The organism is Hymenobacter sp. FMD4, from assembly GCF_058932745.1.
The window spans coordinates 98,360-113,626 of sequence record NZ_JBZYWH010000013.1 but is presented as its reverse complement, the minus strand read 5'-3'; the positions used below and the strand labels follow the sequence as shown (position 1 = coordinate 113,626).

Genomic DNA, 15,267 nt, shown 5'->3' with positions numbered 1-15,267 from the left:
GCGGATCGGTTTCTAGCTTTTCAACCACCCCTAACCCATTTTTCATGCACACACCTTTACGTGCTGAACGGCCCGAGGGCCTGTTCCAGCGCGCAACGGTAGCGACGTGGCAGCGACGGCTGCTGGCGGTCGGATTACTGTTGCTGCTGGGCAGCTCCTCGGCCTGGGCCCAACTTACGGGCACCAAATCTATTCCCGGCGACTACGCTTCGCTCAGTGACGCCGTCACGGCCCTGAACGCGGGCGGCGTAGGCGCGGGCGGAGTAACCTTCAACGTAGCCGCTGGCTACACCGAAACAGCCGCCAACCTGAGCATTACGGCTACCGGGACGGCCGGCAACCCCATCATCTTCCAAAAAGCCGGCGCCGGTGCCAACCCGCTGATTACGGCGGGCGCGGGCAGTACCAGCACCACGCTGGACGCTATCATCAAACTCGTCGGCTCCGATTACGTCACTTTCGACGGCATCGATTTGGCCGAGAATGCGGTCAACACCACGGCCGCTGCGCAGATGGAGTTTGGCTACGCCTTGTTCCGGGCTTCGGCCACGGATGGGGCCCAGCACAACGTCATCAAGAACTGCGTGGTGACGCTGAACAAAGCCAACGCCAACACCATCGGCATCTACGGCGCCAACTCCTTGGCCACGGCCACCACGGCCCTGACAGTGACCAACGCCACGGGTACCAACTCCAATAACAAGGTGTTCGGCAACGTGGTCAGCAACGCGGCCACGGGTATTCATTTTACCGGCAGCTCGGCCACAGGCTTCCTCGATGCCAACAACGAAATCGGTGTAACGGCCGGCAACACCGTGGGCAACTTCGGGAGTACTTCGTCGGCATGGGGCATTGGTGGCAACCAGCAGACTGGCTTCAAGATCAGCGGCAACACCATCAACAGCACGCTGAACTACACCTCGGCTACGGCCTCGACACCGGTAGCAGCTTCTACGGTGACAAGCACCTTGCGCGGTATCTACTGCAACACGGGCACCTCGGCCAGCGTGGACATCACCAACAACACCGTGACGCTGGCTAGCGGGGCTACGACCTCGCTGATGAGCGGCATCGAAAACGGCATCGGCTCGACGGCAGCCAGCAATACCGTGAACATCACCGGCAACACGGTGACGGGCTGTACCTACGCCACGGCCACAACAGGCACGTTCTACGGCATTTACAACACGTCGTCGCCGGCTACGCTGAATATGACCGGCAACAGCGTGACCAACAACGCGCTACCCGGCAGCGGCGCCATGTACCTGATGTACAGCAGCGGCAGCGCCACCGCGCTGAACATCAGCAACAACCAGATAACGGGCAACAGCAAGTCGGGCAGCACGACGAGCGTAAGCGGCACGATGTACTGCATCTACGCCACCACCTCGGTGGTAACGGTGACCAACAACACGGTCAACAACAACAGCATCACCTCGGCCGGTACCAGCAGTGCTTCGATTTACGGTTACTACGATGCCAGCTCGCCAACGGTGGAAACCATTACGGGTAACACCTTTACCAACCTGCGCATCGATGGTACCACTACCTCGACCAGCAACTCGCTGTACGGTATCTTCAGCAACCCTATTTCCAGCACCACGAAAACCTGGACGCAGAACACCATCGGGGGGCTGAACCTAGCGCTGAGCGGCACCACGTACGGCATTTCCAGCAGCACGGGCGCTGCCGTAAACATCTCGCGCAACAAGATCTATGACCTCACGGCCGGTGGCGCCAACGGCACGGTGTACGGCATGAGCCTCAACTCGGGCACTACCGTGACGGTGGCCAACAACCTGATCGGTGACCTGAAAGCCCCAGCTTCCACGGGCGCGGCAGCCATCAGCGGCCTGTACGTGAACGGCGGCACCAACATGAACCTGTATTACAATACGGTGTACGTGAATGCCACTAGCAGCTCGGCCACTACGTTTGGCACGTCGGGCGTGCACGTAGCTTCGAGCACCCCGACGGTGGACCTGCGCAACAACATCGTGGTGAACACCTCCACGCCTGGTGCTACGGGCGGCGCCACCACGGCTTTCCGTTACTCCACAGCTCCCACGGCTACCAACTTCGCTGCGGCTTCTAACAACAACCTGTATTACGCTGGTACGCCGGCCGCCAACCGCGTGATTTACGTGGAAGGCACCACCACGCTGGCCAACGCCCAGCAGACGCTGGGCGCGTACGTAGCCTACATCGGCAACGGCCGCGAGTCGGCCTCGGCAACGGAAAATCCTACCTTCCTGAGCACGACCGGCACCAACGCCAACTTCCTGCACCTGGACCCCACCGTGCCCACCGTGGCCGAAGCCAAGGCGCAGCCCATCAGCGGCATTACCACTGACTTTGACGGCGACACCCGCAACGCCACCACGCCCGATATCGGCGCCGACGAAGGCAACTTCACGCCGGGCGGCGCTGCGCTGGACGTAGCAGCCGGCGGCCTGGTGAGTCCCACGGCTACGGGTTGCTACGGCGCGGCTGAAGCCGTGACGGTGAGCATCCGCAACAACGGCACCCAGCCCCTGAACTTCGCCACCAATCCCGTGACGGTAACCGTGACGGTAAGCGGCATGGCTACCCAGACGTTCACGGCTACCGTGAACACCGGTACGCTGGCGCCCTCGGCTTCGCAAAACGTGAGCCTCGGTACGCTGAACATGATGGCCGTGGGCACCTATTCTTTTGCTATTGAAGCCACGGCTACCGGCGACGGTGATGCCAGCAACAACAGCCTGACGGTGTCGCGCACGGTAGTAGGCGTAGCGGCGCAAGGCCAGACGCTCACGTTCACCGGCTTCACCGGTGCCAACCTAAGCACGGTGCACCCGGGCTGGAGCGAGGCTACCGGAGCTACGCTGCCTATGGGCACAACTTCGGGCTGGACCAGCGGCACGTTGCCCACGGGCAACACCACGGCCAAAATCAATCTGTACCAAGCCAGCAAGAACGACTGGATTGTATCGCCGAAGTTCCTGGCTAGTGCGGCTTCGGTGCTGACTTTCAGCGCCGGTATTTCGGACTTTGGCAGCACCAGCGCCGACCCCGCGGGCATGACCGGCACCGACGACATCGTGGAGGTACGAATCTCTACTGACTGCGGCCAGACCTTCAGCCGCATTCCGACGTTTGCGCAGTTCAACGCCAGCAACCAGCCCAGCAACGGCAGCCTGACCAACTACAGCATCAGTCTGAGCGCCTACGCTGGTCAGCAGGTGATTGTGGCCTTCTTTGCTTCGGAAGGCTCGGTTGACGATACGCCCGACTACGATTTCCACATCGACAACGTGCGTTTCAACACCCCGGTAGGCATCGACCTGGCGGCTACCGCCTTGGTAACGCCCGCTGCTGGGCAAACATGCTACTCTGCTGCCGAAGCCGTGAGCGTAACGGTGCTCAACGAAGGCACCCAGACACTGGACTTCGCCGTGAACCCAGCTACGGTAACGGCCGTGGTAACCACGCCCGGAGGGCCGCAAACGCTGACTGCCACTGTATCCACGGGTACTTTGGCCGCTGGCGCCACCTTGAACGTGACGCTCGCGCCCACGCTGGACATGAGTGCTGCTGGTGCCTACTCCTTCGCTCTGACGGGCACGGTGCAAGGCGACCAGAACACCACCAACGATGCCCTGGCTCCGGCCGTAACCCGCACGGTAACGGCACCGGTAGCCGGCACCGTGGCCCCCGCTGCTTCCACGCTGTGCGTGAGCGGTACGGTAGCCCTCACGCTGACCGGCGCCGCCAACGGCACGGTGCAGTGGCAGGAATCGGCTGACAACACGACCTTCACCGACATTAGCGGCGCCACCAGTGCTACCTATACTACGACAGTACTCACCAGCACTCGTTACTTCCGGGCCCAGGTGCGTTGCAACACCAACGTGGCTACCAGCAACGTAGCCACCATCACGGTGAACAACCCGCTGGTAACGGGCACCAACTCGCCGGTGACCATCTGCGAAGGCAGCACGGCTACCCTCACCGCTACGGCAGCTACGGGTAACACCCTGCGCTTCTACGAGGCTGCCACCGGCGGCACGGCCTTGGCTACCGGTGCTTCCTTCACCACCCCTGCGCTTACGGCTTCGCGTCAGTACTTCGTGGAGGCGGTGAGCGGCGGTAACGAAACCATGGGCCGCACGGCCCCGACGGGTACGAGCAGCGTAGCCGCTTCAAACTACGGCCTGGTATTCTCGGCTGGTAGTGCTTTCACTTTGAATTCAGTGGAAGTGTACCCCACCGGTGCTGCTGGCAACCTTGTGGTACAGGTACAGGACAATACCGGCACACTGATTCCGGGCCTGGCCGCCACGGTAGCCATTCCGGCCGGTACGGGCACCACGGCCTTCACGGTACCGCTGAACTTCAACATCCCGGCTGGCACAAACATGCGCCTGATTGCGGTGAGCAGCCCGGCCATGGTACGGGAAACCAGCGGTGCTACGTATCCTTACACCACGCCTAGCGGTGTCGTAACCATCACCAATGGCTACATCAGCGGCACCTCCAACACCTACTACTACTTCTACAACTGGCAGGTGTCGACCGAATGTGCCGGTGTACGCACGCCCATCCAGGTAAACGTAGACGCTACGCCGACTGCCACGTTACCGGCTGCTACGGCTACTGTCTGCAGCACGGGCACTTTCCAAATGGCTGGCACAGTAGGTGGCTCGGCTACGGGTGGCACTTACACCACCAGCGGCACGGGCACCTTCTCGCCTAATGCTACCACGCTGGGTGCTACTTACAATCCGTCGGCTGCTGACATAGCTGCCGGTACGGTAACCCTTACGCTGACCACCACTGGCCAGTCCGCTTGCTCTCCGGCTACGGCGCAGGTGGTGCTGACCTTCAGCGCCGCGCCGCTGGCCACGTTCAGCTACCCCACGACGGCCAGCTACTGCGCCGGCAGCACCGGCTCGGTAACGCCGACGCTGGGCACAGGTGCCACGGCCGGTACGTTCACTTCGACGGTAGGGCTGAGCATCAACGCCACGACCGGTGCCATTGACTTGGCTACCTCTACGGCTGGTACTTACATCGTAACCAACACCGTTGCAGCTTCAGGCGGTTGCTCAGCAGTGGTGGATACCACCACAGTGACCATTAACCCGGCTGTTTCGGCAGCTTTCACGTACCCTGCAGCCTCGTTCTGTCAGTCGGCTACCAACCCGGTAGCGACTGTCACGGGCACTGCCGGTGGCACGTTCAGCTCTACGACGGGCCTGAGCATCAACGCCACGACGGGTGCCATTAACTTGGCCGCCTCCACGGCCGGCACTTACACCGTGACTTACAGCGTGAGCGGCTCCTGCTCGGCCACAGCCACCTCCCAGGTGACCATCAACGCGGTGCCGGCGCGTCCGACCGTGTCGGTGGTCTACAACGGCCCGACCACGACCCTGACCTCGAGCGCCGCCACGGGCAACCAGTGGCTGCTCAACGGCCAGCCGATCAGCGGCGCTACGGCTCAGACCTACGTGGTCAGCTCGGCCGCCCAGTTCGGCTCGTACACGGTGGTGACGACTTCGGCCCAGGGCTGCGCTTCGCAAGCCTCGCTGCCGCTGGTGGTGAACTCTTCGGTGAAGCCGCTGGCCGGCTCTTCGCTGCAGCTCTACCCCAACCCCACGCGTGACGGCCGCCTGACCGTGGCGCTGACGGGCTACCGCCACGCCGTCGAGCTGACTGTGCTCAACGCCGTGGGCCAAGTGGTAACCCGCCACACGGTGCCCGCCGGCCAGGCCCAGCACACGCTGGACCTGAGCCAGCTGCCCGCTGGCATGTACATCCTGCGCGCCACCTCCGAGGGCGGCTCCGATACCCGCCGCATCGTGAAGGAATAGAGTCCTTCGCTTGCTTTTGAAACCCCGCCAGCAGCTTGCTGGCGGGGTTTTATGTTTTCGTGGGCCTGAAACAAAGCCACAACTTATCCGCGAAATTCGCCGGAGCTTCCGCAATGCATCGTACTTTTAACGATTCGCCTAGTCGTCCATACTTCATGCCCGATCCGATTTCGCAGACAGACCTGTCGCAGCACTATCAGCAGAAAATTCGGCAGGTATTTGCCGAAGTGGGTAAGGTGGTGGTGGGGCAGCAATACATGCTCAACCGCTTGCTCATTGGCCTGTTTACCGGTGGTCATATCCTGCTGGAAGGCGTGCCAGGGCTGGCCAAGACGCTCACCATCAGTACCCTGGCCAAGGTGCTACACCTGCATTTTCAGCGCGTGCAGTTCACGCCCGATCTGCTGCCTTCCGACCTCGTGGGCACCATGATCTACAACCAGACGCAGTCGGACTTTGAGGTGAAGAAGGGGCCCATTTTCGCCAATCTGGTGCTGGCCGACGAAGTAAACCGCTCCCCGGCCAAGGTCCAATCGGCCCTGCTGGAAGCCATGCAGGAAAAGCAGGTGACCATCGGCGACACTACGTACCCGCTGGATTTGCCCTTTTTAGTGCTGGCCACCCAAAATCCCGTAGAACAGGAGGGGACCTACCCGCTGCCCGAGGCCCAGGTCGACCGTTTCATGATGAAAGTGTACGTCGACTACCTCAAGAAAGCGGAAGAGTTGGAGGTAATGCGGCGCATGGCCAATCTCTCGTACACCAGCGACGTGGAGGCCGTGCTGACCAAGGAAGATATTTTCGGCATTCGCGGCCTGATCAATCAGGTGCAGATTTCCGATACGCTGGAGAAGTACATCATTGAGCTGGTGTTTGCTACCCGCAAGCCAGCGGAATACGATTTGAGCGAGTTTGCCCAGTATGTGCAATACGGTGTAAGCCCGCGCGCCAGCATCGCGTTGCACCGTGCCGCCCGCACAATAGCCTTCTTCGACGAGCGCGACTATGTGCTGCCCGAAGACATCAAGGACGTGGCCGCCGATGTGCTGAATCACCGCATCATGCTTACTTACGAAGCGGAGGCTGACGGAGTGCGCACCCAGGATTTGATCGAAGCCATGCTGCGCAAGGTGCCGATCAGCTAAGCTGATTTCATGAGTAAGCTTTCCAAAACCTTTCGGGCCCTAGCTAGTCTGGTACGCAACCCTTGGCTGCTGAACGTGGTGCTGGCCGCCGATGAGCAGCAGTGGCAACGCCAGGCCCTGCGCCATGCCCAGCGCTGGCAGCTCACACCCCAGGGCCTGCCCGAAACGCCGCTGACCGACATGCTTTCCGCCGATGGTGGCGTAGTGCGACCCTTCGCCTTCGGTGAGGGTGGCTCCTTGCCCACCGACCTGCTGCTGTTGCGGACGCTGACACAACGCGTACCCAATTGCCGCTACTTCGAAATTGGGACGTGGCGCGGTGAAAGCGCCGCCAACGTGGCAGAAGTCGCAGCTTCGGTGCACACCCTGAACCTGTCGGCCGAGGAGATGCGCGCCATGGGCCTGCCCGCCGGCTACATCGACCTGCACGGTCACTTTTCGCGTCCTTTGCCCAACGTGACCCACCTGCACGGCAACTCCGCCACCTTCGATTACGGTTCCTTGCAGCCCTTTGACGTGGTGTTCATCGACGGCGACCACCGCTACGAAGCCGTGCGCCGCGACACCGAGCGGGTGTTTGCCGAGTTGCTACACCCACAGTCAGTGGTGGTATGGCACGATGCCGCCAAGCAGCCTGGGCAGCCGCGCTGGGAAGTGCTCAGCGGCATCTTGGATGGCCTGCCTGCCAACGCTCCTGGATACCTCTACGCCGTGCGCAATACTTTGTGTGCGCTGTATAGCCCTTCACCGTTGGACAGTGTTGTGCCCGAACTATACGCCGCGCCACGGGCCTTTGAAGTACAAGTACAGCCTCGCTAAGCTCGGCCGGAAAGGTGCGCCTCGGCGTCGGACGAAAGGGCTAGGCCGGTTTGCGTCGTAGCGTGTCCATCAGTCCGACTACATCGGCGCGGCGTGGTAGCAGGTCGCTGAACTGGGCGCCGGTGGTGAGCAGGAACTGCAGCAGCAGCCACAAAGTAGAGCCGCAGTAGGAAATGGAAGTAGAAATGGCCGCACCGGCCGGGCCGTAGCGCGGAATCAGCACGGCGCACCCGGTCAGCGTTAGGCCCAGGCCCACCAGGGTAGTAACGTTGTTGACGCGGTAGCGGGCCAGCGCGGCAAAGTACGCGCTCAGCTGCATGTTGATGCTCAGCGCCACCACCCCCGGGGCCAGCAGCCGAATGATGCGTTGGGCGGCGCCAAACTCCGGTCCAAAAACAGCGACTAGCAGCGGTACTGGCAGCAACGCCAATGTGGCTACGGCCAGCGTGGTGAGGGCCAACGTGAGCCGCACGGCCCGCACGGTAGCCTGCACGGCCGCATCGGCACTGCTGCGGTGGAGGATGTCGACGTACTGCACCTGCGAAATGCTACGCGGAATCAGCCAGATGGCCTCCGCCAGCGCTACGCCCACCGACAGCACCCCCACGGCCTTGGTGCCCGTCCAGGCCGCGATGAAGTAATAGCTAAGGCGGTAGTTGGCAAAAGCGACGATGTTGGAGAAGTGTGCCTCGCGGCTATGGCGCGCCAATTCCCGCGCCGTGGCCCGCCAGCGGCGGCGATGCCCTGTTGGGCGCTCAGGCTGCCGCCATAACAAGGGCACGGAGGCCAGCCAAGTAGTGCCGAAAGTGAGCAAGGCCATGCTGTAATAAGCCTCCGGGTTACGCCACTGTTCGCTGAAAAATGCCAGTGCCAGGCCCGCTCCAAGCAGCAGGCTTTGCAGCAGGGTGAAGCTATTGAACAGGCTTTCCTGGCGACGCCCCAGCAGCAGCAGCAAATTGATGGATGACCACGCCTGAAAAACCGTGGTGGCGAGCAGATAGCCCGCGTAGGCCAGGCTGGTATCACGCCAGAAATAAACGCCTACTGTGCCCAATACGCAAACCACGGCGGCCCACACGTAGGCTGGCACCAGCAGGTGCCACAGGTTCCGCTGCGGCACCAGATACATCAGCGACGAGCCGCCTACCAGCCCAATGAACAGCAGTAAAGCCGCGCAATCGGTCACAAACAAGCTCACTTGGCCCCGGCCCGCCGCCCCCAGCCACCGCGCCGTCAGCCACACGATGCCGAAATTCAGCAGTGCAGTGCCCAAGCGGGTGGAAAAGGTGAGCAGTACGCGACGCAAATTCATGGGCGGGCAGACTTCAGCAGGCAGTAATACAAATCGGCGAAAGTGCGGCCCACAGTGGCCGGGCTGCACCGCGCCACGGCATCGGAGCGCAGCTGCCGGGCATCCAGCGTCAGCTGCCCCGATACCACAGCTATCAGCGCCGCAGCCAGGGCAGCTTCGTCGTCAGGATTTATCAAGATGCCAAACCGACCAGACGGCTCAAACAGCTCCGGCACACCGCCCGTGTAGGTGGCTACTACCGGGCAGCCGCAGGCCCGGGCTTCCAGCAGCACGCAGCCAAACGTTTCGGCGCGGCTGAAGGAGACCAGTGCCGCCGCCCGTTGCATTTCGGCTGCCACGGCCGTGTGCGGCAGCTTACCTAGCCACGTCACAGTGCCATCGGCTACGAGGTGCAAGTCGGTGGCTAGTTGGTGCAATGCGGCCTCATCGGGCCCGTATCCGGCAATGCGCAGCTGTACGCCCGGCCTCTGCTCACGCAACCGGGCCACCACACGCAGAATGCCTGAGATGTTCTTTACTGTGTCGTGAAAAGCCGATACCACCAGCAGCGGGCCCGGGGTAGGTCGGCCATGATTCCCTGGCTGGAAAAGCTCAGTATCAACTACATTGGCAATGACCACTGATTGCGCATTGACAAAGCCGAGGTTGTGCATGGCGTCGCGCAGGCCCTGAGAGACGGTATGCAAGGCGGCCGCCCGCCTTACCACCAGCCGCGTGAGCCAGCGACGTAGCCAGCCAATCTGATTTGAGCGTTCGGGCAGGTACAGCGTCCAGTGCTCCGTAACGAGGTAGGGGATATGCTGCTGCATACGCAGCCACCAGGCAAACAGGCCCGTGCGCAACAGCACGTGCACATGCACTAAGTGAGGCTGCCCCCAGTGCCGCCGCAGTTGCCGGTAGCCATGCCACAGGCAGCCAAAATACAGCAGCAACTTCAGCGGCTTATCGATCAGGCCGAGGCCCGTAGGGCGGGCGCGGTAGTAGTAGCGCAGCGTCGGTACGGGCTGTTCCCAGTCAGCCTCGCTCTCCACCAGCTGCTGCAGCGGGCCGCGAGCCACCGTGGCAAACAGCACCGCGGCCTCGGCGTGCGGCGCAATGGCCGCTACGTGCCGCGCCACGAAGTCCCCATCTTGGTCGTCGTAGCGGTGCGGATACCACTTGGGCAGCATGAGCACGCGGGGCAGCGGCGGGTGATTCATCAATAGCGAGGCGGACCGCAGGAGCGCGGAAAGGGCAAGTTCGGTATTCAGCGGCGGAATTGCCGCAGTTCTTTACCGGCTTCGATCAGCTTATGTGGGGAAGAGAAGCCGTGCGGACTAGATCGGCAGGTGCTGCCGGTTGTCACTGCAGTAGCACCTTAGTCAGCAACAGAACGGCCCGCCTCCTTTCGGAAGCGGGCCGCATTCACTAGTAATAGTCAAGCTAAGTAATCGAGGTATACGTATTGGAAATCAGGTTGTTGTTGGGTTATTACTTCGCCACCACGAAGCGTACAGCTTCGCTCGTTTCCTCGGTCTGGATGGTGGCCGTGTACAGGCCAGCCTTCAGCGAAGTCGGCAGCTGGATTTCCTGCTGACCAGCCGACAGCTTGCGGCCTGCCGTTACCACGGCTACCTCGCGGCCCGTTACGTCCAGCACGCGCACCGTGGCCGTGCCAGCGCGGCGCAGCTCAAACGAGAGGGTAGCAGTACCGGCGGTCGGGTTCGGGAACACGGCCAGGCTCTGCACTTGGTCGCTAGCCGACTTGGCCGCCAGCGTCTGGCCGGGGCGGTTGTAGCAGGTGAACTGCGGGTTGAAGTTTGTCCAGCCGGCAGCCCAGTTGGCCGTGCCGGCGGGGCCGAAGGCGCCGCGGTATGTACCGGTCTTTTCGAAGAAGGCATCGGCCAGCTTGGCATCGGTGTAAGCCGCGCCCATTACCAGCGGCGAGTTGGCCGGCAGGTTCAGGGTTGGTACGTTGTTCTGCTCAAACTGGAAGTTGTTGGCGTTCAGGTTCAGCTCGGCAGCAGTAGCGTAAGTGGTATTGCCGTTGCTGGTCCAGAAACCGGCCACGTCGTACGTACCGCCCGACTGCTGGGTGTAAGCATTGGTCATGCCGGCCATTACGTTGTTCTTCAGCACGAGCGCACCCGAAGTCGCGTTGCTTTGCACAGCAGTGCCGTCAAGCGTCAGGCCTTGGGGCCAGCCCGTTAGCACCGAGTTGAAGATGGAAATCTGCGTGTTGCGGCGCAGGTGCATGGCGCGGGTGAAATTGGCCGTTGCCCCGATGGGGTTCGGCAGGATGGCCGTGATGTTGGAGAACACCGGAGCCGTGCGCGGCGTCAGCGTCGAGCCGTTGGCGTCGTTGTCTGATTCGAAAGCCGTCGAGCCCGATACGTCGGCCGAGTTGGGGTCGCGGATTACCAGGCCGTACTGAATCTTGCCCTGGAAGCCGAAGTCGGTATCGAAGTCATCGTCGGTAGCCGCAATGGCCACCAGGTGCTTAGCATTTACGGTACCGCCAAACCACTCAAACGAGTCATCGCCGCAGTATGAAACTTGCACGTAGTCGATGGTGGTGCCCGAGCCCACGCCGCCCATGGTCAGGCCGTTGATTTCGGAGTTGGGCTGGAAGGCAATGCCCGGGAATTCGATGCGCACGTAACGCAGCGTACCGGAGTTGTCAGCGGGGTCGTTGCCGCCGTACACGGCCTGCACACCACCCTCAATGGTAGGAGTGCCAGCCTGGTTTACCGGGGCACGACCGCAGAGAATCACGCCGCCCCAGTCGCCGCGGGCGCGGGAGCCAGCCGGCTCATTGGAGGTAAACACGATGGGCTGGGCGGCTGTGCCGTTGGCCTCGATGCGCGCGCCTTGCTTAATGATCAGGGTGCCACGGGTGGCCTTATTGCCCTTGATGATGGTGCCGGGCTGAATGGTCAGTGTGGCACCGTTTTCTACGTACACGAAGCCGTCCAGCAAATAAATGTTGTTGCTGGTCCAGGTGGTGTTGCTGGTAATCGAGCCCGATACCACAATCGGAGCCGGAGCAGCCGGGCAGGTGGTTTGGGCCAGTACAGCGGTAGCCGGGGTGGCTACTGCTACGGCGCAGGCAAGCAGAGCGGGAAGTAGAAGCTTTTTCATTGTCTATGGAATGGAAAAAGATGTTCTGATTCGACGCTGCGAAGGTCCGAAAGCATAACGCCCACCCGGTCAGGGTAGGCGTTATGCTTTCGTTAGCGCGGTGTTACGTTATTGTTGACTCTAGAAATTGTAAGTCAAACCCAAGGTAGAGTAGCGGCCGCGCAAGTAGTTGTTGAACGACACACGGGGTTCGTCGCGGCTGATTTTGCCGTCGCGGTTCAGGTCGTAGTAGTAACGGTAGCGCTGGTTCATTACGTCCTGCATACCGGCGCGCAATTGCAGGTGCTTGCCCAAGCCCTTGGTCAGGGCTAGGTCCACCACGTGGCGCGGCATTTCAATGGCGGAGTAGTTCTGCGTCTGGTCGCCCACAAAGCTGATACGCTGGCCTACCACGTTGTACTGCGCCGATACCTGCCACTTCCGGTCCTCATCCTGGTAGAACAAGCCGGTGTTCACCACGTAAGGCGCCTGGCCCTGCAACGGACGGTCGAACAAGGCGAAGCCAAGGTTTTCCGGCGTTTCAGCCAAGTTTACCCGGCTGCGAATAAATGAGGCATTTAGCACCATACCTAGCTTCTGCAGGAAGGGGTTGTCCGTGATTTCGGCAAAGCCTTTACGGGCTTCCACTTCTACACCCATGTCGTAAGCCTTAGCCGCGTTCTGGTAGGTTAGGTACAGCTGCGAGGTGCCCACCGACTGAGTGGTCTGCTCGATGGCGTTGCGGAAATCCTTGTAGAACACGCCCACCGAAAGCATTTCCGACTTTGTGGGGTAGAACTCGTAACGGAGGTCGGCGTTGTAGATGGTTGCCGTGCGCAGGTTTGGATTGCCGGTGATGATGGCGTTGTTGCCGAAATCAAAGTAGGACAGGTCAGCAATTTCGCGGAACTCCGGACGGTTAACCGAGATGCTGCCGCCTAGGCGCAGCAAGGAGCGCATGTTGAAGTTGTACGTCGCGTTTAGCGAGGGAAGCGCGACCGTTTTGATTTCTTCGTACAGATCCGATTTCAGCGGCGTGTTCAAAAAGCGGCGGTTGTGCTCCATGCGCACCCCACCCGATACACTAAATTTATCCGATATCGGCGCTACTAAGCCCACATAACCGGCCACTAAGGTGTTATCGGCGTTGTACGATTCGGTTTGACCGCCTTCGTCCAGTCGGAAGCCGTTTACTGGGTCTAGGTTTTCAGGAGCGAAAATCCGGTCAATCGGCGACGTCAGAATGGCGTCGCGGTCGGGACGACGGTTAAATACGGCTGGGTTGCTGATCATATAGGAGAAGTAGCGCTGATCGTAGCTACGCTCCTTGTGCTCGGCATAAAAACCTACCCGGATCTTGTATTCGTTGGCCTTGGTGGTATCGCGGCCCATGATGCGCTGCTCCCACTGACCGCTGCCCATGTAGGTGTTTTCCTTCAGCTCGGAGAAAAAGCGGCTGGCATCGAAGGGGTTGGCGCCGTTCGGTACAAACACGTAGAACGGACGCGTCGATTCTTCCGGGCGGGTGGCACGGTAGCGGCTGTAGTCGGGCTCGTCGCGGAACACGTAGTTGTAGCCGCCGGTCCAAGTGACGGTGCTGCGCCGGCTAGCCCCCAAGTCATGCGTGCCTTGCAGCTGACCCGAGTAGATCGTGCGGCTCTGATAGTGCAGGGCGTTGTCGTTGCGCTCCTGCTGCTCGATTTTATCAACGCCCACACGGTTGATGACCTCGTCGGTGCCGTACTGGTTAAGGAAGTTGCGGAATTCTAGACGGTTGTGGTCGTTCAGGCGCACCTGCCAGTTATGAATCACGCCCAGGCGAACCGCCGTCAGCGAACGGGTGTCTTGGAAGCTGTACTGGATCGGGTAGGTCTGGTCTTCCTCCTGGAAAGCTCCCGCCCGCTGGCGCAGTTGCTGGTACTGCTCGCGCGTGTTGGAATAGGATATCGACGTTACATTACTGATGTATGCCGAACCCACCTCAAAGCGGCGGTTCAAGCCTAGCGACAAACGCATATCGGGGCGGGCCGTGCCCAGCGTGGGGGTCCACTGGTTGCGCATGCGCGCCGAGCTTTCGCCCACGTTGCCCGGCAGCTGCCGTTCGCCGCCGTCGAAGCCCAGCCAGTCCGTCTTGCTGGGGTTGCTTTCTTGGTAGCCACCTTTGAAAGTGGTGCCCGAGCGGGCCCAGCCCGAGGCCGTGAAGCTGGTGCTATTGTCAAGCACCGAGTTTTTGGTGTACACCTTTACCACACCACCGCCGAACTCGCCCGGCAGCTCCGGGGAGCCCGACTTAAAAATCAGCACCCGGTCGATAACCGACGAGGGCAGCACGTCAAACGAGAAGGAACGCGTATCCACCTCCGCCGACGGCGTCAGGGCGTCGTTCATCATTACGGTGTTGTAGCGCTCGGCCAGCCCGCGGATTACAATGAAGTTGTTGTTCTGAATTGTCACGCCCGGAATGCGCTTCACCACCTCGGCAGCGTCGCGGTCCAGCGTCTTTACTATCTGGTCATTGGACATGCCGCTGACCACCACTTCGCTTTTCTTCAGATCCTGGATCAGGGCTACTTCCGTGCCCGTCTGCTTCTGACCCGTAATGGTTACTTCGCTCAACGCTTGCACGTTCTCTTCGAGCGTACCGTTAAGCGTGGTTTTCTGACCTGCCGTCACCACAATGCCCGTAAAATTCACGGGTTTGTAGCCGATGTTGGTCATCATAATACTATAGGTACCAGCCGGCAGCTTCAGCTCGTATCGGCCATCCACATCCACGGGCGCGGCCTGCGTGGTGCCCGGTACTACTACGGTTGCACCGATGACGGCTTCACTGGTTTTTTTGTCAAGCACTTTGCCGACAATGGAGCCTTGTTGGGCGAAGGTCAAGCTACTGATAGTCAGTAGCAAAAAGAGTAAAAAAGAACGATGCATAACGCTGCTCTGATTGGCTGTGCAAAGCTATTTTCGCCCCGTTATGCCAGTGTGACGCTGTCGTTATGCTTATGTTATGCAATATGCAAGTAGCTGAACATCT

General features: G+C 60.8%; 7 protein-coding genes. 3 read left to right on the top strand and 4 right to left on the bottom strand.

The window, feature by feature from the left end:
• The first annotated feature begins 44 nt into the window (after window positions 1-44).
• The 3 genes from AC5FXY_RS13435 to AC5FXY_RS13425 all read left to right on the top strand — a co-directional run bounded on the left by AC5FXY_RS13435 (window position 45) and on the right by AC5FXY_RS13425 (window position 7,822).
• Window positions 45-5,858, top strand: coding sequence for a T9SS type A sorting domain-containing protein (locus AC5FXY_RS13435; protein WP_493557199.1), 5,814 nt, complete (start codon window positions 45-47; stop codon window positions 5,856-5,858).
• Window positions 5,859-6,013: 155 nt separating this feature from the next.
• Entirely contained in the window at window positions 6,014-7,003 is a 990-nt protein-coding gene (locus AC5FXY_RS13430; protein ID WP_493557210.1) for an AAA family ATPase, read from the top strand.
• Window positions 7,004-7,012: 9 nt separating this feature from the next.
• On the top strand, window positions 7,013-7,822 hold the full coding sequence (locus AC5FXY_RS13425; RefSeq protein ID WP_493557198.1) for a class I SAM-dependent methyltransferase: 810 nt from the start codon (window positions 7,013-7,015) through the stop codon (window positions 7,820-7,822).
• A 40-nt stretch (window positions 7,823-7,862) separates the two neighbouring features.
• Here the strand turns inward: AC5FXY_RS13425 and AC5FXY_RS13420 are convergent, their stop codons facing one another.
• From AC5FXY_RS13420 to AC5FXY_RS13405, 4 genes are all read right to left on the bottom strand, one after another.
• Entirely contained in the window at window positions 7,863-9,134 is a 1,272-nt protein-coding gene (locus AC5FXY_RS13420; protein WP_493557197.1) for a lipopolysaccharide biosynthesis protein, read from the bottom strand.
• Window positions 9,131-10,333, bottom strand: coding sequence for a glycosyltransferase (locus tag AC5FXY_RS13415; protein WP_493557196.1), 1,203 nt, complete (start codon window positions 10,331-10,333; stop codon window positions 9,131-9,133). Before AC5FXY_RS13415 ends, AC5FXY_RS13420 begins: the two co-directional genes overlap by 4 nt.
• A 271-nt stretch (window positions 10,334-10,604) precedes the next feature.
• Entirely contained in the window at window positions 10,605-12,254 is a 1,650-nt protein-coding gene (locus tag AC5FXY_RS13410; RefSeq protein WP_493557195.1) for a beta-helix domain-containing protein, read from the bottom strand.
• Window positions 12,255-12,374: 120 nt separating this feature from the next.
• A complete protein-coding gene (locus AC5FXY_RS13405; protein WP_493557194.1) occupies window positions 12,375-15,164 on the bottom strand; it encodes a TonB-dependent receptor in 2,790 nt (929 codons plus the stop codon).
• Window positions 15,165-15,267 lie beyond the last annotated feature (103 nt).